Genomic DNA, 17,780 nt, shown 5'->3' with positions numbered 1-17,780 from the left:
GCTGACGCCCCGTCTCAGGCCGCCTGGTCGGCGAACTGCGTGCGGTAGAGCTCGGCGTAGCGGCCGCCGCGCGCGAGCAGCGAGTCGTGTGTCCCGCGCTCGACGATGCGTCCGGCCTCCAGCACCAGGATCTGGTCGGCCGCGCGGATCGTCGACAGACGGTGCGCGATCACGAGCGAGGTGCGGTCGGCCAGCGCCTCGGCGAGCGCGGCCTGCACGGCGGCTTCGGACGTCGAATCCAGGTGCGCGGTGGCCTCGTCGAGGATGACGACCGAGGGCTGCGCGAGCAGCAGTCGCGCGATCGTGAGGCGCTGGCGCTCGCCGCCGGAGAGGCGGTAGCCGCGCTCGCCGACGACGGTGTCGAGGCCGTCGGGAAGGTGCGCGACCAGCTCCTCGAGGCGTGCGCGCCGCAGCGCGTCCCGGATGTCGGCCTCGGACGCGCCCGGGTTCGCGAGCACCAGGTTCGCGCGGATGGTGTCGTGGAACAGGTGCCCGTCCTGGGTCACCAGGCCGACGGCGGAGTGCAGGCTCCGGGCGGTGACGTCGCGCAGGTCCACGCCGTTCAGGGTGACCGCCCCGGCGTCGGGGTCGTAGAGGCGGGTGGCGAGCTGCGCGATCGTCGACTTGCCGGCGCCGGAGCTGCCGACCAGCGCGACCATCGAGCCGGGCGCCGCCGTGAACTCGATCCCGTGCAGCACGGTCTCGCCGCCGCGGGTGTCGAGCTGCGCGACCTCCTCCAGCGAGGCCAGCGAGACTTTCTCGGCCGAGGGGTAGGCGAAGTCGACGCCCTCGAACCGCAGCTCGGTGGGGCCCTTCGCGATGTCGCGCGCGTCCGGCGCGTCGCGCACCATCGGCTCCAGGTCCAGCACCTCGAAGACCCGCTCGAAGGAGACCAGGGCGGTCATCACCTCGACCCGGGCGTTGGCGAGCGCGGTGAGCGGCACGTACAGACGGGTGAGCAGCAGGGCGAGGGACACCACAGCGCCCGCCTGCAGGTCGCCGCGGATCGCGTAGAAGCCGCCGAGGCCGTAGACCAGCGCCAGGGCCAGGGAGCTGACCAGCGTCAGGATCGTCACGAAGGTCATGCGCCACATCGCCGTGCTCACGCCGATGTCGCGGACCGCCGCGGCGCGCGTCGCGAAGGCGTGCGATTCGAGGTCGGGGCGGCCGTACAGCTTCACCAGGGTGGCGCCGGGCGCGGAGAAGCGCTCGGTCATCTGGTCGCTCATCGACGCGTTGTGCCGGGCCGCACGGCGCGACATGCCGGCGATCCTGCGGCCCATGCTGCGCGACGGGATGATGAAGACCGGCAGCAGCACCAGCGCGAGCAGCGTGATCTGCCACGAGATGCTGAGCATGACGCCCAGCGTGAGCGCCAGCGTCACGACGTTGGTCACGACGCCGGCGAGGGTATCGGAGAACGCGCGCTGCGCGCCGAGCACGTCGTTGTTGAGGCGGCTGACCAGCGCGCCCGTGCGGGTGCGGGTGAAGAAGGCCACCGGCATCGTCTGGACGTGGTCGAAGACCGCGGTGCGCAGCTGGTAGATCAGGCCCTCGCCGATGCGCGAGGAGAACCAGCGGGAGAGCAGGTCCACCCCGGCGCCGACGATCGCGATGGCGGCGATGAGGAGCGCGATCTCGACGACGGTGCTGGTCGGGCCGCCGCCGACGATCCGGTCGACGACCTGGCCGGCGAGCAGAGGAGTGGCGACCGCGAGCAGCGCGGAGAAGACCGACAGGCCCAGGAACGCGGCGAGCCGCCAGCGGTGCGGGCGGGCGAACGGACCCATCCGGCGCATCGTCTCGCCCGGGCGGCGCGACGGTGCGTCGAGCGACCGATTGGTCTGATACAGCGTGCTCCACGCGACCGATTCCATGCTCATGCATTGAAGCCTAGGACCTCAAGTTACGTTGATGTCCAGTCCGTTCGCGCTCGGCGAAGGCGGCGTTCGATCGCGGCGCTGCATCGACTCGGGAGCGTGTTCCCGGGCACGCCGATGGCGCTCAGCGCTTGACAACCCTCGATCTTTACTTGAGTCTCAATAATCACAACAGTCACGTCGGCCCCACGGGCTCGTGGCTGACGACTGAAGGAGACCCGAGGATGCCCGTGTGGATCGACGGCGGCCCCCGGCGATCGCGGCGCAGTCGTGCCGCCCGAGCCGCGCTCCTCGCGGCGATACCCGTCCTGGCCATCGGCGGGGTCCTCGCGGGAACGGGGACGCTGCCTGAGACAGCGCTCGTCGACGCCCCGGGCGATGTCGCTCCGGGAGCCTCCGGCGGGCATGGCCGCGGCATGAGCCAGCTCGGCGCGCTCACCTATGCCAAGCAGGGATGGGATGCGCAGCGGATCCTCGCCTTCTACTACCCCGGCACCACTCTGGGCACCGTCCACACCGGCCTCCCTGTCACGGTCCGCCTCAGCGAGCGGAGCCGCGTCGACGTGCTGGCGCCGGCGGGCGCCCTCGTCGGGGGCAAGCAGGTCATGCCGGGGCAGGCCGTCAGCATCGACGGGACCACCGCCACGATTCGGCAGGGCTGCGGCGGGCAGGTGCTCGGCACCGTCGAATCCGCGGACCGCACCGTCAGTCCACTCACGGCGGACCAGGGCATCGCCCCCGACCAGGTATTGCGGTTCTGCGGCGACAACGCCCGGTATCGCGGCCGGCTCGTCGCCCGCGACGGCGCGGTGCTCAACGTGGTGGGTATCGAGGACTACGTGCGCAGCGTGGTCCCCGTCGAGAACTCGCCCGGCTGGGCCGATGAGGGCGGCGTCGCGGCGCTGCAGGCGCAGGCCGTCGCGGCGCGCTCCTACGTCCTGGTCCGTGGTGCGGAACGCGGCGAGACCTTCGACGACACCCAGGCCTCCCAGGTGTACGGCGGTGTCGACAAGGAGGACCCGCGGACCGACGCCGTCATCGTCAGCACGTACGGCCTCGTCATGGCCAAGGACGGCCGCGTCTTCGAGACCGAGTACGGAGCCTCCCGCGCCGACGACCCCGCCTCCCGATAGGCGAGCGAACGTCGCTGCCGTCGGCGAAGTCCCAGGCCGCTGCGCACAGTGACGGTGTCCGATCGGACGCAGTAGTGTGAGGCGCATGGCGAAGTTGCAGCTGGGGTACAAGGCATCGGCGGAGCAGTTCGGGCCCCGCGAACTGGTGGAGATCGCGGTCGCGGCGGAGGCCGCGGGCATGGACTCGGTCGCCGTGAGCGATCACTTCCAGCCCTGGCGCGTCAACGGCGGGCACGCCCCGTTCTCCCTCGCCTGGATGGCCGCCGTCGGCGAGCGCACCGAACGGGTGAAGATCGGCACCTCGGTCATGACGCCCACGTTCCGCTACAACCCCGCGGTGATCGCGCAGGCCTTCGCGAGCATGGCGTGCATGTACCCCGATCGCATCTTCCTCGGCGCCGGCTCGGGAGAGGCGCTCAACGAGTACGCCACGGGCTTCCAGGGCGAGTGGCCTGAGTTCAAGGAGCGCTTCGCGCGGCTGCGGGAGTCCGTGCGGCTCATGCGCGAGCTGTGGTCCGGCGAGATCACGAACTTCGAGGGCGACTACTACCACACCAAGGACGCCGTCCTCTTCGACATCCCGGACAAGCCCGTGCCGGTGTACATCGCCGCCGGCGGCCCCGTCGTGGCCAAGTACGCGGGCCGCGTGGGCGACGGCATGATCTGCACCTCCGGCAAGGGTATGGAGCTCTACACCGACAAGCTCATCCCCGCAGCGAAGGAGGGCTCGGACCTCGCCGGACGCGACTTCGGCGCGCTGGACAAGATGATCGAGATCAAGATCAGCTACGACCCGGATCCCGAACTGGCGCTGGAGAACACCCGCTTCTGGGCGCCGCTCTCGCTCACCGCGGAGCAGAAGCACTCCGTGAACTCGAGCGCAGAGATGGAGCGCCTCGCCGATGAGCTGCCCATCGAGCAGGTCGCCAAGCGGTGGATCGTCGCGTCCGATCCCGATGAGGCGGTCGCGGCAGTGAAGCAGTACGTGGACGCCGGGCTCAACCACCTCGTCCTCCACGCACCCGGCCACGACCAGCGCCGGTTCCTGGACAACTTCCAGCGCGATCTCGAGCCCCGCCTGCGCGCGCTCGGCTGACCCGCGGCTGCGATAGTAAATCCCATGGCCGCGGATCGAGCACCGAAGACGACCAGCATCTACATCGCCTCCCCCGAGGGGGACACGGGCAAGTCCACCATCGCGCTCGGCGCGATGAACCTCCTCACGTCCACCGGGTGGACGATCGGCGTGTTCCGGCCCATCCCACGGTCGACGGGCGAGCAGCGCGACTACATCCTGGAGCTGCTCATCGAGCAGGCCACGGCCGAGCTCGACTACGAGGAGTGCGTCGGCGTCAGCTACGAGCAGGTGCACGAGGACCCGGACGCCGCGATCGCCGAGATCGTGAGCCGGTTCCACGCCGTCGCGGACAAGTGCGACTTCGTGCTGGTCCTCGGCTCCGACTACACGGACGTGACCACGCCGACGGAGCTCTCCTTCAACGCGCGGATCGCCGCCAACCTGGGCTCGTCGATCCTGCTCGCGGTCAAGGCCCTCGACCGCACGCCCGAGCAGGTCGTCGCCGTCGCCGAGCAGTCGATGGCGGAGATCAGGGCCAACCACGCCCACACCGCGTCGATCATCGCGAACAGATGCGCGCCGCAGCAGCTCGAGGCGGTGTGCGAGGCGCTCAAGGCCGACACCGGCCTGCCCGTCTGGGTGCTGCCAGAGGAGCCCGTGCTCACCGCGCCCACCATGGGCGAGCTGATGGAGGCCATGGGCGGCCGGCTGCTCTGGGGCGACCCCGAGCTGCTCTCGCGCGAGGCGATGTCCGTGCTGGTCGCGGGCATGACCGCTGAGCACAGCCTGGAGCGGATCACCGAGGGCGTCGCCGTGGTCGCCGCGGGCGACCGGTCGGAGGTGCTCCTCGCCATGGTGACCGCACACCGGGCGAACGGCTTCCCGTCACTGGCCGGGATCATCCTCAACGGCGGGTACATGCCGCACCCGATGACCGCGGCCCTGGTCGACGGCCTCAAGCCCAACGTGCCGATCATCTCCGTCGAGTACGGCACGTACGAGACCGCCCGGCTCGCGGCGACGACCCGGGGCCGCGTCGGCCCCGGCTCCGAGCGCAAGGTGGACCTCGCGATCGCGCTCACCGAGAAGTACGTCGTCTCGGACGCGCTGCTGGAGGCGCTGCAGGTCTCCAACCCGGGCGTCGTGACCCCGCAGATGTTCGAGTACAGCCTCATCGCCCGGGCCCGCGCCGACCGCAAGCGGATCGTGCTGCCCGAGGGCGGCGACGACCGCATCCTGCGCGCCGCCGGTCGGCTGCTGCAGCGCGAGGTGGCCGACCTGACCATCCTCGGCCAGGAGTCCCGCGTGCGGGCCCGCGCCGCCGAGCTGGGCGTCGATCTCGGGGACACCGACGTGATCGACCCCAAGCGCGCGACCGACCTCGTCGACAAGTTCGCGCAGGCCTACTACGAGCTGCGCAAGCACAAGGGCATGACGCTCGAGCGCGCCGCCGAGACCGTGGTGGACGTCAGCTACTTCGGCACGATGATGGTGCACCTCGGCATGGCCGACGGCATGGTCTCCGGCGCCGCGCACACGACCGCGCACACCATCCGGCCGTCCTTCGAGATCATCAAGACCAAGCCGGGCGTCTCGACGGTGTCGTCGATCTTCCTGATGTGCCTGGCGGACAAGGTTCTCGCCTACGGCGACTGCGCCGTGGTGCCCGATCCGACCGAGACGCAGCTGGCCGACATCGCGATCTCGTCGGCGCAGACCGCCGCCCAGTTCGGGATCGACCCGCGGATCGCGATGCTGTCCTACTCGACGGGCGAGTCCGGCACCGGCGCCGACGTCGACAAGGTGCGCGCCGCCACCGCGTTCGTCCGCGAGCGCGCCCCGGAACTGTTGGTGGAGGGCCCGATCCAGTACGACGCGGCCGTCGACCCCGGCGTCGCGGCGTCGAAGATGCCCGACTCCGCCGTGGCGGGCAAGGCGACGGTGCTCGTCTTCCCCGACCTCAACACGGGAAACAACACCTACAAGGCCGTGCAGCGCTCCGCCGGCGCCATCGCGATCGGCCCCGTGCTGCAGGGCCTCAACGCCCCGATCAACGACCTCTCGCGCGGCGCGCTGGTCGAGGACATCGTCAACACCGTCGCCATCACCGCGATCCAGGCCCAGGCCTTCGCCGCGGACCGGAGCGCCCGATGAGCGCCGTCGCGGGGACGGTCCTGGTCCTCAACTCCGGCTCGTCGTCGCTGAAGTACCAACTGCTGCACCCGGAGACGGGCGAGGTGGTGCACGGCGGCATCGTCGAGCGGATCGGCGAGAGCGACGTGCCCGACCACAAGGCCGCGCTGCGCCGGGTGTTCACGGAGTTCACCGCGCGCGGACTCGACCTCGCCGACGGTGCCGGCACCCCGGCGGGCATCGCCGCCGTCGGCCACCGGGTGGTGCACGGCGGCCGCTCCTTCCACTCGCCCACGCTCATCGATGACCACGTGCTCGCCGAGATCCGCCGGCTCAGTTCGCTGGCGCCCCTGCACAACCCGGCCAACGCGCAGGGCATCGAGGTGGCGCGCGAGCTGCTGCCCGGAGTGAAGCAGGTGGCGGTCTTCGACACGGCCTTCTTCTACGACCTTCCGCCCGCGGCGGCCACCTACGCGATCGACCGCGAGCTCGCCGCGGAACACGCGTTGCGCCGCTACGGTTTCCACGGCACCTCGCACGAGTACGTCTCGCAGCAGGCCGCTGCGTTCCTGGGACGCCCGAACGCCGAGGTGGACCAGATCGTGCTGCACCTGGGCAACGGCGCCTCCGCCTCGGCCGTCCGCGGCGGCCGCGCCGTCGACACGTCGATGGGCCTGACCCCGCTCGAGGGCCTCGTCATGGGGACCCGCAGCGGCGACGTCGACCCGGGCCTGGTGCTGCACCTCGGGCGCAACTTGGGCATGAGCATCGACGAGATCGACGACCTGCTCAACCGCCGCTCGGGGCTCAAGGGCCTCGCGGGGGAGAACGACTTCCGCGCGCTGGGCGCGCTCATCGAGCAGGGCGACGAGAACGCGAAACTCGCCTACGACGTGTACATCCACCGCCTCCGCCGGTACATCGGCGCCTACCTCGTCGACCTCGGCGGGGCCGATGCCATCACCTTCACCGCCGGGGTCGGCGAGAACGCCGCGCAGGTACGCGCCGACGCCCTCGCGGGGCTGGAGCGGTTCGGCATCGTCGTCGATCCCGCGCGCAACGCGGGCCGCATCACCGAGCCCACGCGAATCTCGCCCGATGAGGCTCCCGTGGCCGTGCTCGTGATCCCGACCAACGAGGAACTCGCGATCGCCCGCGAAGCAGCGGCACTCTGATGCCCCTCGGGCGCGCGGTGGGGATCGAGGGCGACGGGGCCGACTACGGCTCGCCGCTCCTCGGGACCCGCACCGACGGCGCCCGCCGGCGCAGGACCCGCACCGTCGCGCTGATCGCCGCGAGCACCTCCGTCGCGACGCTCCTCGGCGGCGGGTTCGCGGCCATGCTGATCGTGGTAGGCATCCCCGAGCCCTCCGTGCAGCGACCCGAACTGCACACCGTCAACACCGTGGCGGTGCCGTCATACATCGCGGCGGGCCTCGTCGTGGGCCACCTGTACACCTTCTGGCTGGTCTACCGCTCGTTGCGGTGGACCGGCGGCGACGACCCGCCGACGCAGCAGGAGGCCTCCGACGCCCTCGCCCTACCGCGCCGCCTCTACTGGTTCGAGATGATGGCCTGGCTGTGCGCGGCGATCCTGTTCGGTTGGCTCTACGGCCGTGTCGACCCGGACCTGGTGCCGAAGGTCTCCCTGGTGGTGTTGGGCGCCGGACTGATGACCTCGGGCGTCGTGCGGGTCCTGATGGAGTTCAGCATGCGGCCCGTCACGGCGATCGCGCTGCAGGTCACCCGGCCCGAGCCGCGGCACCAGAGCCTGCAGGGCCGCTCCCTGAGGCTGTGGCTGCTCGGATCTGGGCTGCCCTTCCTCGGCGTCATCACCGTCGCGCTGTTCGCGCTCTTCGAGCCGGCCGCTACCGTGCCCGGTATCGCCGTGAGCATGTGCGCCCTCGCCGCTGGCGGCTTCTTCTCCGGCATGACGTTCAACCTGCTCTCGTCCTCGCGCGTTTCCGCCCCGGTCAAGAGCGTGACCACCGGCATGCGCCGGGTGTCCGAGGGCCGGTACGACACCGAGGTCGTGGTCTACGACGGCACCTCGCTGGGCGACCTGCAATTGGGCTTCAACGCGATGGCCGCGGGGCTGCGCGAGCGGGAGCGGGTCCGGGACCTGTACGCCCGGCAAGTCGGCGAGCAGGTCGCCCGCGCCACCATCGAGAGCGAACCCGAGCTGGGCGGCGTCGAGCAGACCGTCGCGGTGATCTTCATCGACCTCGTCGGCTCCACGGCGCTGGCTGCCGAGCGTCCCGCCGCGCAGGTGGTCCGGATTCTCAACCGGTTCTGTGGGGTCGTCGTCGCGGAGGTGAACAGCCGTGGCGGGCTGGTCAACAAGTTCGAAGGCGACGCGGTGCTCGCGATCTTCGGTGCGCCCGCCCCGCTGACCGATCCGGCCGGCGCCGCGCTCTCGGCGTCGCGGGCGATGATGCGGCGCCTCGCGCTGGAGGTGCCGGAGGTCCGGGCCGGCTGCGGTGTGACCTACGGCGTCGTCGTCGCCGGCTACGTCGGCGCGGCGGATCGGTTCGAGTACACCGTGATCGGCGACCCGGTCAACGAGGCGGCTCGGCTGTCGACCTATGCCAAGGCGGACCCGACGGTGCCATGGGCCTCGGCCCCGGCGGTCGAGACCGCCGACCCGGGGGAGTGCGCGCGGTGGCGGCCCGGCCCCGTCGACGTGCTGCGGGGGCGCTCCCAGGAGACTCGGATGTACGTCGCGAAGCGCTGACCCGGCCCGACGGTGACGGTCAGGCGAAGGCGGGGAGCCGCGGCGGCAGCTGCTGCAGTACCCACTCGATGGTCACCGGGTTGGGCATCGACATCGCATTGCCGAGAGTGCGGTCGATGGTGGTGACCCGGTTCTCGCGGCTCACGGCGAGCGCGCGGAAGCCGGTGTCCTCGTCGACCTTGGTGCCATAGTCCAGGTAGACGAGGGTGTCGAGGTCGAGGACGCTCACGCGCTCCGCGGAGATCTCGGCGAAGAACTTGCCGGCGGGGACCAGCGAGGAGACGGTCTCGGGCAGCGCGAAACCGAGCATGGTGAGCACCTGGCCGCGGCCGTCGGTGGTGGCGTACACGTAGAAGCCCCCGTCGGACTTGGGCAGGATGGTGGCTGCCGTCTTTCCCTTGTACTGCGGGTGCTGCTCTTGCGTGCGCCGGATCGTCTCCTGCGTCTTGGTGATCAGCGCGTCGCCCTGCGCGGCGCGGCCGACGCCGCCGGCGATGGCGCGGACCTGGTCCTCCCAGGGCACGCTCCAGGCGGAGAACTGGGCGGGCCGCCGGACCACAGGCGCGACGGCCTCCAGTCGGGCGAAGGTGGCGTCGTCGAAACCGGAGTTCACGGCGACGATCACGTCGGGCTTCGTCGCGGCGAGGGTCTCGATGGCCTTGGTGTCCAGGTTGGTGCCTGTGCCGAGTAGCATCTGCGGGTTCTTGCCCTGCAGGAGCGGCTTCGCCCACTCGCCGACGGGTTCCTTCGCGTCCTGCGCCCACGGCGCGACCAGCACGGGGACCACGCCGAGTGCGAGGAGCGTGTCCACGTCGCCCAGGCCCAGCGAGGCCACCCGCTGCGGCGCGGCCGGCGCCTCGCTCGGCGCGCCCGGATCGGAGACCGCCGCGCACGCCGCGAGGGCGAACGAGAGCAGGATCGCGAGCACCGCTGAGACCAGACGCATACCGCCCCTTCCTTGAAATGAAGGGCAGCCTATCATTACGGTCGTGACCCTATCTGCGACTGAGGAGGCCCCCGCCGGGGGCACCCCGCCCGCGCGGCCGGAGACGACCTCCGGCGCCCCCCGGCGCAAGCGCCGCCTGTTCGGGCTGGTGCTGTTGATCGTGCTGCTGGTGGTGACGGTGATCGCCTCGCTCGCGATCGGCTCCCGCAGCCTCGCGCCCTCGCTGGTGTGGGACGGCCTGTGGCACCGGTACACGACCGGGCCGAACCCCGCCGACCCCGAACTGAACCAGGCCGCGATCATCATCCAGACGCTGCGGGTGCCCCGCACCCTGCTGGCGCTCATCGCCGGCGCGGCGCTGGCGATCGCGGGCGCGCTGATCCAGGGACACACCCGCAACCCCGTCGCCGATCCCGGCTTCCTCGGCCTCACGCAGGGCGCCGCCTTCGCCGTGGTCTGCGCGACCTTCCTCGGCGGCCTCACCCAGCCGATCCAGTACGTCTGGTTCGCCTTCCTCGGGACCGCGCTCACCGCGATCCTCGTCTTCGGGCTCTCCAGCCTCGGCCGCGGCGTCGGCTCGCCGCTGACCCTGGTGCTCGCCGGCATGGGCGTCGCCATGTTCCTCAGCTCGATGACCTCGGCGATCGCACTCAGCGACAACGCCTCGCTCGACACCCTCCGGTTCTGGAACGCCGGCGCCGTCGTCGGCCGCGGCTACGACGTCATCCTCGTGGTCGTGCCGTTCATCGCCGTCGGCCTGCTGCTCGCCCTGGCCAACGGGCCCGCGGTGAACCTGCTCAACATGGGCGACGACGTCGCAAAGGGCCTGGGCCTGAACATCGGCCTGGCGCGCACCGTCGGCATCGCCGCCGTGACCCTGCTCGTCGGCGGCGCCACCGCGGCCTGCGGCAGCATCTCCTTCCTCGGGCTGATGGTGCCGCACATCGTGCGCTACTTCACCGGCCCCGACTACCGCTGGTTGCTGCCGTACTCGGCGCTGATGGGCGCCTGGCTGCTGCTGGCCGCCGACATCGTCGGCCGCGTGGTCGCCCGACCCGGCGAGCTCGAGGTCGGCATCGTCGTGGCGCTCTTCGGCGCGCCCTTCTTCGTGGCTCTCGTCTGGTGGCGGAAGGCGGTCAAGGTATGAGCACCACCCTCGACACGGTCGACGAGCAGAAGAAGCCCCCGATCCGGCCCGGCCTCCGGTTCGGGAATGTCGTGTCCTTCGTGTGGCGGCCGTGGCCCGTCGCCGTCACCCTCTTCCTCGCGCTGGTGGCCTTCATCGCCTTCTGTGCGAGCATCCGTCTCGGCGCTTTCCCGATGACCTTCGGCGAGGTCCTGCAAGCACTGACCGGTACCGGCGATTCGACGACGCATTTCATCGTCATGGAACTGCGCATGCCGCGCGCCCTCGTGGGACTGGTCGTCGGCGCGGCCCTCGGCATGTCCGGCGCCATCGTCCAATCGATCGCGCGGAACCCCCTGGCCAGCCCGGACATCCTCGGCGTCACAGCCGGCGCGGGCGTGGCCGCCGTCTTCCTGGTGACCTCGACCGGCACCCTTGCCGCCACCCTCAACACCGACTTCGGGCTCCCCGTCGTCGCGGTCACCGGCGGCCTCGTGACAGGCGGGCTGGTCTACCTCCTCGCCGTCCGCGGCGGGGTCGACGGGATGCGGCTGATCCTCGTCGGCATCGCCATCACCTTCCTCATGCGGGCTCTCGTCGACTGGATGCTGGTGCGCGCGGACATCCGCGACGTGGCCCGCGCGCAGACCTGGCTCGTCGGTTCGCTCGAGAGCCGCGACTGGTCGGACGTGTGGACCGCACTCGGTCTCGGCGTGCCCGCCGCAGTCATCGCGCTTGCCGCGGCCTTTCCGCTGCGCGCCGTCCAGCTCGGCGACGACGTGGCGCTCGGCCTCGGCGTGCGCCTCGGGTTCAACCGCGCGGTGCTGCTCATCGCCTCGGTGCTCCTCGCCTCCGCGGCGGTCGCCGCCGCCGGCCCGATCGGCTTCATCGCCTTCGTCTCGCCCCAGCTCGCGATGCGACTGACCCGGCTGCCCACGCCGCCGCTGATCCCGTCGGCGCTCATGGGTGCGGCACTGCTCTCCTGCGCCGATCTCGCGGCGCGCACGTTGTTCGCCGTCGCGCTGCCGGTGGGCATCATCACCGCCGCCGTGGGCGGCCCGTTCCTCGTCTATCTCCTCGTCCGCCAGAACCTCAAGGGGGCCAAGTGAATCAGGCCGTGACCACCACCGAAACCGCGACGACGGCACCGTCGCGCCTGGGCGCCCGCAAGGTCACCTCCGGCTATGGACCGGTGACGATCCTCGACGACCTGGACCTCGACATCCCGTCGGGCGTCGTCACCACGATCATCGGCCCCAACGGCTGCGGCAAGTCGACGCTGCTGCGCACCCTGGCCCGATTGATCAAGCCCTCGTCCGGGCACGTGGTGCTCGACGGGAAGGACATCGCCAAGCTCAAGTCGAAGCAGATCGCGACGACGATGGGCCTGCTGCCGCAGAGCCCGCTTGCGCCTGAGGGCCTCACCGTCGGCGACCTCGTGGCCCGCGGCCGGCACCCCCATCAGACCTGGCTGCGGCAATGGAGCTCCGACGACGCCGAGGTCGTCGACGCCGCGCTCGAGCAGACCGGCGTCCGCGATCTCGCGGACCGCACCGTCGACTCCCTCTCCGGCGGCCAGCGGCAGCGGGTGTGGATCTCGATGACCCTCGCGCAAGGCACCGACCTGCTGCTGCTCGACGAGCCCACCACCTACCTCGATCTCTCACACGCCCTCGACGTGCTCGACCTCGTCGATGAGCTCAGCAGCCAGGGGCGGACCATCGTCATGGTGCTGCACGACCTGAACCTCGCCATCCGCTACAGCGACAACATCATCGCGATGAAGGACGGTGCCGTGGTCGCCCAGGGTGCGCCTGCGGACGTCATCAGCGAGGAGATGCTGCGCGAGACCTTCGGGCTCCACTCCAAGGTGATCGACGATCCCGTCGCCCCGGGCCGCCCGTGCATCGTGCCGATCGGCACCCGCCGTACCGGCTCGGAGTAGGGGGGCCGCAGCACCGCCGCAACGGTCCCTAGCGGGACGTGAATAGCCATTGCGCGCCGTGCATTCCCCACGTCCATGGACATGGGGAGGCGGCCGCCCCGCTAGGGAGCGCGCGAGCGGGGCGCGCGTCAGAACAGCGTGCGGGGGCGGATCGCGTTCGCCAGGTCGACGAGAGCGTGCCGCTGCCGCTTGCGCTCGGCGAGGGCGGCGATGTCGCGCAGCGACTTCTCGGTCGCCTTGCGCAGGCCGCGCTCCGTGAGTGCGTGGTCGAGCAGGGTGCGGGTACCGTCCAACCGGCCGTGCTGGTTGCGGTGCTGCACCCAGCCGAGGGCCACGCCGAGGACCAAGGCGCGCAGCTGCAACCGTCGGAACTCGGACTTGGGCAGGGTGCGCACGCGCCGTGCGGCCTCGTGCAGCTGCGCCTCCGTGACGTCGGCCAGGTCACGGCCGTGCACCAGCGCAACCACCGACGAGCACAGCGCGTTGTGATAGTGCCGACTGGTCGAGGGGACCTGGTCGAGGATCTCGACGGTGCCCACGATGTCGCCCGCGGCGCGCCTCATCCGGGCGGCACCGAAGGCGGCCGAGATGATGCCGCGATCGGTGCGCCAGACGTTCTCGTATCGGCAGCGCGCGCGGTCCAGCCAGCCTTCGGGGTCGGATTCGCCGGAGACGTAGCAGAATTCGGCTGCCACAGCGGCGGCCAGCTTGGGGGCTGCCTCGCCGGGCGCCTGGTCGGTCACGGTCTCGAAGTAGTCGTAGGCCGCCGCGTAGTCGCCCTGCATGAGCGCGGTCTCGGCTCGGTACCAGGTGACCTGCCAGCGGTGCGGCTCGCGGGAGGCCAGCGAGTCGAGCAGCGTGGTCGCCGCGTCCACCTCGCCCAGCTCCAGATGCGCGCGAGCCTCCGCCAGATCGATCTCGACGGTGCCCGCCATCGCTTCCCGGAGCTCGGCGAGTGAGTCGAGGATCTGCGTCGGGTCGCTGCGCATCGTCAGCGCGAGCACCCCGGCCGCCGGATCTGCCGGGTTCGCGATCGGGATCGGCAACGCTGCAAGGACTTCGGGTGCGCGCAGACGGTCGTCGTGGACCTCCGGATCGGGGTCGACCGCCCGCAGCATCAGCTCGACGCCGAAGGTGGAGCGCTGCGGCGTGAAGACCACGGACAGGCCGGGCCGCGGCTCACCGGACTTGGTGGACAGGCACTCCCGGAGCACGCCTAGGAGCTGGTCGGTCAGTTCCGCCGCTGAGGAGAAGCGCTCGTTCGGGTCCTCCGCCGTCGCCTTCACCAGCAGCCGGTACAGCGAGTTGAACCTCGCGAGGGTGTCGTCCTCGGTGGGGGAGGGCAGACCGTCGACGTACCGGCCGGCCTCCATCGGCACCTTGGCGACCAGGACCGCCAGAGTGCGGCCCACGGTGTATACGTCCGAGGCCACCGACGGCCCGGTCCGCGCGATCTCCGGCGCCTGGAAACCCGGTGTGCCGTAGATGTATCCGTAGCCGCCGAGCGGGGCGACAGCACCGAGGTCAATGAGCTTGACGTCCTCTTCGCTGATCATGATGTTGTCGGGCTTGAGATCGTTGTAGGCCAGGCCCAGGCTGTGCAGGTAGCCGAGGGCGGGCAGCACCTCGAGGATGTAGGCGATCGCTTGCTCGACCTCCACCTTGGCGCCCGCGTCGGCGTCGTCCGCAGCCTCGGCGAGGATGTCCTTGACCGTCTTCCCCGGGACGTACTCCATGACGATGTAGCCGATCTGGGTGCCGTCCGGATCGGGGTGCTCGACGAAGTTGTAGATCTTGACGATGGACGGGTGGGTCATCTCGGCGAGGAACCGTCGCTCCGAGACCGCGACGGCCTGCGCCTGGGCGTCGCCTGAGTTGAGCAGTCCCTTGAGGACCACGGGCCGGTCGACCACGTTGAGGTCGGTGGCCAGGTAGATCCAGCCCATGCCGCCGTGGGCGATCGCGCCCTTGATCTCGTACTGGTCGGCGACGATGTCGCCGGGCTTCAGTGCGGGCTCGAAGGAGAACCTGGCTCCGCAGTGCGGGCACGTTCCGATCAGCTGGCCGGGTTCCCCGTCGTGCGCGCGGCCGACGGGCTTGCGGCAGTTCCAGCAGTATCGTTTGCCCTCCGCGATGATCGGGTTGGTGCGGATCGCCTCGGAAGGATCGACCTCGGTGATCCGGGGGATCTCAACGAGACCGCCGCCCACGCGCCGCCGCGCCGCGACGCGGGTGGTGCTCGCGGTTCGCACGGGACCGTTGCCGAACCGCGGCGTGGCCTCGGTCGCCACGGTGGGGGCAGGCGGCGGCACCGTCGTCACCTGGGTGCCGACGGGCGGAGGATCGGTGTCGTCGAACAGGTCCACCATCGGAGCGCCGACGGTGCCCTGCTCGGGCTCCTCCTCCTCGTCGAAGGAGACGGCCTGTGCCTGCGTGTGTTCCTCGACGTCGTCAGTCATCGTGCATCACCCCTCGTACCTCGCCGCCGGCGCCGACCAGACCTGGCCGAGCGACGGCGCGAACCACTGGTTGTACAGGCGCATCCACGTCCCGTCGAAGGCCATCCGCAGAAGCACCCCATTGATGAAACGCACGAGGTCGGTCCGGTTCTTCCCGACGCCGACGGCGTAGTACTCGAGCCCCATCGACGGACCGGTGATGGTGAGGTTCGGGTCCTGGTCCTCGAGCCCGGCGAGGATCGCGTCGTCGGTGGAGATCGCGTCCACCTGCGACTGCTGCAGCATCACGAGGCAGTCCGACCAGGAGTCCACGGCGACGACGGACGCGCTCGGCACCAGCCGGCGCACCCGGTCGAGCGAGGTGGTGCCCCGCACCTCGCACACCCGCCGTCCGGAGAGATCGCCGACGGTGTTGATCGGCGCGCCCCGCGGTGCCAGGATGCGCTGCTGGGCGATGAAGTAGGTGGCGGAGAAGGCCACCGATTTCGCCCGCTCGCAGGTAGCCGACATCGTCTTGACCACCACGTCGACGGTGCCCTCCACGAGCGCCCTCTGCCGCTCGGCGGTGGAGAGGATCCGGAAGTGGATGCGGTCGGGGTCGCCGAAGATCGCGGCGGCGATCTGGTGCGCGACGTCGGCGTCGAAGCCCTTGATCTCGCCCGTGATGGGGTCGCGGAAGGAGAGCAGGTTGGAGCCGATGTCGATGCCCACCACGAGGCGGCCACGGTCCTGGATGTCCGCCATCGTCGTGCCCGGCACCATCTGACCCGGCGCGGGCAGACCCGACGGGGACGGCGTCGCGGTGCACATCGACACCTCGGACGGTATCGGGGCATCGGTCGGGACGATGGAGCCGGAGCCGGGCACCGGCTGGACGACGCCGGTCACCGCGTCACCGGGGGCCTCGGGCGCAGCGACGACGCAGCCCGTCGACGCCAGCGCGACGGTCAGAGCGAGGGCGATCCCCTGCAGTGTGCGGCGCATCATCGGTACTCCCTGACCCGGGGGTAGAAGCCCGCGGCGACCCCAGCGGCAGCGAGCACGCAGAGGATGAACGCGCCCGGTCCGGAGAAGGCGATCGCGAACCGGGCGGTGTTGACGTTGTCGCGGTACAGGGTGCGGGCCCGGTCGATCGCCGCCGTGAGGTTCCCGTCGAGGGAGCGGTACGCGACGGCCGCGGAGCCGGGGTCGGTGCCGATGGCCAGCCGCGTCGCACCCAGGTAGTCGCCCGTCGCCTCACGTGCCGCGATCTGCTGGTGCGCGGTGACCCAGCGCTGCGCGTCGGCCCGCGCCGCATCGACGGCGGCGGCGATCTGCGGGTCGGAGTCGGCGACGGATTCGAGGTCCTTCTCCGCGCTCTGCAGCGTCTCGGCGAAGGCCGTGGCCGGCACGCCGCGTCCGGCGCCGCGCTGCACCAGCGCCATCGTCTCCATGGATCGGGCCTTCTGCGTGAGGGTGCGGGCCTGCGAGAGCGCATCGACCGCGGCGGTCCCGCGCTGCTCGGCGCGCAGCGAATAGGTCGACGAGGTGAAGCCCGCCACCACCACCCAGGTCATCGCGATCGTCAGCGCCGCCGCCCCGACAACCAGGCCGCGGTTGACCCGGCGCTGCGTGCGCCGCGCGAGGTACTGGTGAGTGAGCAGTACCGACGCCAGCGCGATGCCGAGCACCCCGTAGATGGCCCACGGCGGCGAGGCGAACTGATCGTGCGTGCGGCGCAGGTTCTCCGTCTCCTCGCGGTAGAAGCTCTCCGCCGCGGGCAGCAGGGTGTCCTGCATCAGGGTCGAGGCCGTCGCCAGATAGGCGGCAGCGACCGAGTTGTCGAGCCGATTGTTCGTGCGCGCCGTCTCGACCAAGCCGGTGTACACGGGCAGGTTCATCGCGATCGTGTCGAGGTTGTCGTGAGCGCGGCCGTCGTCCGCCGGCAGGCTCGTTGCGGAGGTGATGAGCGCCTTGCCGGCGGTGGCGAGGGCGATGCTGTAGCTGCCCTGGATCTCGTCGGACGGGAGGCCGCCCGCGACGAAGGCGGCGTTGGCGGACTCGTTGGCCGCCGAGAGCGAGCTGTAGAGGACCTGTGCGGCGTGCGCGCGCGGCTCGTAGTCGGCCAGGTTCTGCTGCAGCACCTCGGTTCGGGAGAGCTGCGCCGCAGACGTGAACCATCCGGCGAACAAGCACATCGTGATGAGCACGAGAGCCATGGAGACGAGCTTGCCCGGGCTGGAGGTGAAGAACTCCCGCAGTTCCGCGAATACCGAGGATTCCGGAAAGGATCGGAGGCGCAGGGACGACAGCTGCCGATTCTTCGACGCCTGGGCTGTCACCGTCTGCTCCTTCCCTGAGAGCCAC

Annotated in this window: 13 protein-coding genes; 8 read left to right on the top strand and 5 right to left on the bottom strand. The window is 70.8% G+C overall.

Going from position 1 to position 17,780, the window contains the following annotated elements:
* Positions 1 to 14 precede the first annotated feature (14 nt).
* Positions 15 to 1,883 carry an ABC transporter ATP-binding protein gene (locus HNP44_RS02445; protein ID WP_259141626.1) on the bottom strand — a complete coding sequence of 623 codons (1,869 nt, stop codon included), beginning with the start codon at positions 1,881 to 1,883 and terminating at the stop codon, positions 15 to 17.
* Between the two features lie 221 nt (positions 1,884 to 2,104).
* Between HNP44_RS02445 and HNP44_RS02440 the strand changes: the two genes are divergently transcribed.
* The 5 genes from HNP44_RS02440 to HNP44_RS02420 all read left to right on the top strand — a co-directional run bounded on the left by HNP44_RS02440 (position 2,105) and on the right by HNP44_RS02420 (position 8,958).
* The gene (locus HNP44_RS02440; RefSeq protein WP_259141627.1) at positions 2,105 to 3,013 is read left to right on the top strand and encodes a SpoIID/LytB domain-containing protein; all 909 of its coding nucleotides are present in this window, start codon (positions 2,105 to 2,107) and stop codon (positions 3,011 to 3,013) included.
* A gap of 85 nt (positions 3,014 to 3,098) precedes the next feature.
* Positions 3,099 to 4,109, top strand: a complete 1,011-nt coding sequence (gene fgd, locus HNP44_RS02435) for a glucose-6-phosphate dehydrogenase (coenzyme-F420) (RefSeq protein ID WP_259141628.1) — start codon at positions 3,099 to 3,101, stop codon at positions 4,107 to 4,109.
* Between the two features lie 24 nt (positions 4,110 to 4,133).
* Positions 4,134 to 6,245: a phosphate acetyltransferase gene (gene pta / locus HNP44_RS02430; protein ID WP_259141629.1), complete on the top strand. Its 2,112-nt coding sequence runs from the start codon at positions 4,134 to 4,136 to the stop codon at positions 6,243 to 6,245.
* Positions 6,242 to 7,399 (top strand): acetate kinase, encoded by a 1,158-nt coding sequence (locus tag HNP44_RS02425; RefSeq protein WP_259141630.1) that lies wholly within the window; start codon positions 6,242 to 6,244, stop codon positions 7,397 to 7,399. Before pta ends, HNP44_RS02425 begins: the two co-directional genes overlap by 4 nt.
* Entirely contained in the window at positions 7,399 to 8,958 is a 1,560-nt protein-coding gene (locus tag HNP44_RS02420; protein WP_259141631.1) for an adenylate/guanylate cyclase domain-containing protein, read from the top strand. Before HNP44_RS02425 ends, HNP44_RS02420 begins: the two co-directional genes overlap by 1 nt.
* Before the next feature lie 19 nt (positions 8,959 to 8,977).
* Here the strand turns inward: HNP44_RS02420 and HNP44_RS02415 are convergent, their stop codons facing one another.
* Positions 8,978 to 9,904, bottom strand: a complete 927-nt coding sequence (locus HNP44_RS02415) for an ABC transporter substrate-binding protein (protein ID WP_259141632.1) — start codon at positions 9,902 to 9,904, stop codon at positions 8,978 to 8,980.
* A 43-nt stretch (positions 9,905 to 9,947) separates the two neighbouring features.
* Between HNP44_RS02415 and HNP44_RS02410 the strand changes: the two genes are divergently transcribed.
* The 3 genes from HNP44_RS02410 to HNP44_RS02400 are packed head-to-tail and all read left to right on the top strand — an operon-like array spanning position 9,948 to position 12,975.
* Entirely contained in the window at positions 9,948 to 11,051 is a 1,104-nt protein-coding gene (locus HNP44_RS02410; protein ID WP_259141633.1) for a FecCD family ABC transporter permease, read from the top strand.
* A complete protein-coding gene (locus tag HNP44_RS02405) occupies positions 11,048 to 12,139 on the top strand; it encodes a FecCD family ABC transporter permease (RefSeq protein WP_259141634.1) in 1,092 nt (363 codons plus the stop codon). The genes HNP44_RS02410 and HNP44_RS02405 overlap by 4 nt, the downstream gene beginning before the upstream one ends.
* A gap of 8 nt (positions 12,140 to 12,147) precedes the next feature.
* Complete coding sequence (locus HNP44_RS02400) at positions 12,148 to 12,975, top strand: ABC transporter ATP-binding protein (protein WP_259141635.1); 828 nt, start codon at positions 12,148 to 12,150, stop codon at positions 12,973 to 12,975.
* Between the two features lie 128 nt (positions 12,976 to 13,103).
* Here HNP44_RS02400 and HNP44_RS02395 read toward each other — a convergent pair whose 3' ends face one another.
* Genes HNP44_RS02395 through HNP44_RS02385 form a run of 3 tightly spaced genes read right to left on the bottom strand, consistent with a single transcriptional unit; the run spans position 13,104 to position 17,755 of the window.
* Positions 13,104 to 15,434: a serine/threonine-protein kinase gene (locus tag HNP44_RS02395; protein WP_259141636.1), complete on the bottom strand. Its 2,331-nt coding sequence runs from the start codon at positions 15,432 to 15,434 to the stop codon at positions 13,104 to 13,106.
* A gap of 6 nt (positions 15,435 to 15,440) precedes the next feature.
* Positions 15,441 to 16,421, bottom strand: a complete 981-nt coding sequence (locus HNP44_RS02390; protein WP_259141637.1) for a glutamate ABC transporter substrate-binding protein — start codon at positions 16,419 to 16,421, stop codon at positions 15,441 to 15,443.
* A complete protein-coding gene (locus HNP44_RS02385) occupies positions 16,418 to 17,755 on the bottom strand; it encodes a hypothetical protein (protein ID WP_259141638.1) in 1,338 nt (445 codons plus the stop codon). Before HNP44_RS02385 ends, HNP44_RS02390 begins: the two co-directional genes overlap by 4 nt.
* Positions 17,756 to 17,780 lie beyond the last annotated feature (25 nt).

The organism is Tsukamurella ocularis (assembly GCF_024807615.1).
GTDB lineage: Bacteria > Actinomycetota > Actinomycetes > Mycobacteriales > Mycobacteriaceae > Tsukamurella > Tsukamurella ocularis.
This window is presented reverse-complemented; position numbering and strand designations above follow the sequence as displayed.

Bases quoted from the DNA above. Each gene is read 5' to 3' on its own strand.
- HNP44_RS02445 (WP_259141626.1), bottom strand. From the start codon at position 1,883: ATGAGCATGGAATCGGTCGCGTGGAGCACGCTGTATCAGACCAATCGG.
- HNP44_RS02440 (WP_259141627.1), top strand. From the start codon at position 2,105: ATGCCCGTGTGGATCGACGGCGGCCCCCGGCGATCGCGGCGCAGTCGT.
- fgd (WP_259141628.1), top strand. From the start codon at position 3,099: ATGGCGAAGTTGCAGCTGGGGTACAAGGCATCGGCGGAGCAGTTCGGG.
- pta (WP_259141629.1), top strand. From the start codon at position 4,134: ATGGCCGCGGATCGAGCACCGAAGACGACCAGCATCTACATCGCCTCC.
- HNP44_RS02425 (WP_259141630.1), top strand. From the start codon at position 6,242: ATGAGCGCCGTCGCGGGGACGGTCCTGGTCCTCAACTCCGGCTCGTCG.
- HNP44_RS02420 (WP_259141631.1), top strand. From the start codon at position 7,399: ATGCCCCTCGGGCGCGCGGTGGGGATCGAGGGCGACGGGGCCGACTAC.
- HNP44_RS02415 (WP_259141632.1), bottom strand. From the start codon at position 9,904: ATGCGTCTGGTCTCAGCGGTGCTCGCGATCCTGCTCTCGTTCGCCCTC.
- HNP44_RS02405 (WP_259141634.1), top strand. From the start codon at position 11,048: ATGAGCACCACCCTCGACACGGTCGACGAGCAGAAGAAGCCCCCGATC.
- HNP44_RS02395 (WP_259141636.1), bottom strand. From the start codon at position 15,434: ATGACTGACGACGTCGAGGAACACACGCAGGCACAGGCCGTCTCCTTC.
- HNP44_RS02390 (WP_259141637.1), bottom strand. From the start codon at position 16,421: ATGATGCGCCGCACACTGCAGGGGATCGCCCTCGCTCTGACCGTCGCG.